Below are 747 nucleotides of genomic sequence, written 5' to 3' on the forward strand. Positions count from 1 at the left end.
TTGTTGAACCCGGCATATCCGTCAGCATGCAAATGACCGGTAAAGTCTTTCAAAACGGTCTGCGGATAAAGGCCCTTGCGGTCAGGGCTATAGCGATAAAGGGCGGCTGGCGGCATATCACTGCCATGCGGTCGCTCATCGCGAAGATAAATCCATAACCGGCCCTGCCTTGTTTTTCCCCGACCGGGATCAAGGACGGGCACCGGTGTATCGTCGGCATGAAGGTGTGATCCGGCGAGAACATGCCGTTCGATGGCATCGATCAGGGGCTGCATCAGGTTTGCGCATTTGCCAACCCAATTGGCCAGCAACGACCGGGGCAGTTCCATACCGTCGCGGGCATAGATGCCACTCTGGCGATATAAAGGTAAGTGATCAGCATATTTCGAGACCAGCACATGGGCGAGAAGATTGGCCGAGGGCATACCGCGTTCAATCGGCAGGGACGGCATCGGCGATTGCACCATGCTCTCGCAAGACCGGCACGACAGGGCCGGGCGGACATGGCGGATGACCTTGAAGTGACCCGGTACATAATCAAGGATCTCGGTCACATCCTCACCAACCTGTTTCAGTGTGCCGCCACATTGGGCGCAATTCCCCTGCGGTTCATGGCGAACCTCTTCACGCGGCAGGTGGTCCGGCAAAGCCCGACGTTTGCGCTTTTCCGGTTTTGCCATTTCGTCATTGACCGGCGAACCGGCATCATCATCAAAGTCGGTCGGAACCTCGCTTTCGAGTTCCTCC

At 57.0% G+C, this 747-nt stretch carries 1 protein-coding gene; it reads right to left on the reverse strand.

What is annotated here, in order from left to right; all coding sequences use genetic code 11:
• A partial coding sequence (tnpC, locus tag TH25_RS24625) for an IS66 family transposase (protein WP_258549306.1) occupies positions 1-747 on the reverse strand: 747 nt, incomplete at both ends.

The sequence above is a fragment of the Thalassospira profundimaris genome, from assembly GCF_003326755.1.
GTDB lineage: Bacteria > Pseudomonadota > Alphaproteobacteria > Rhodospirillales > Thalassospiraceae > Thalassospira > Thalassospira profundimaris_B.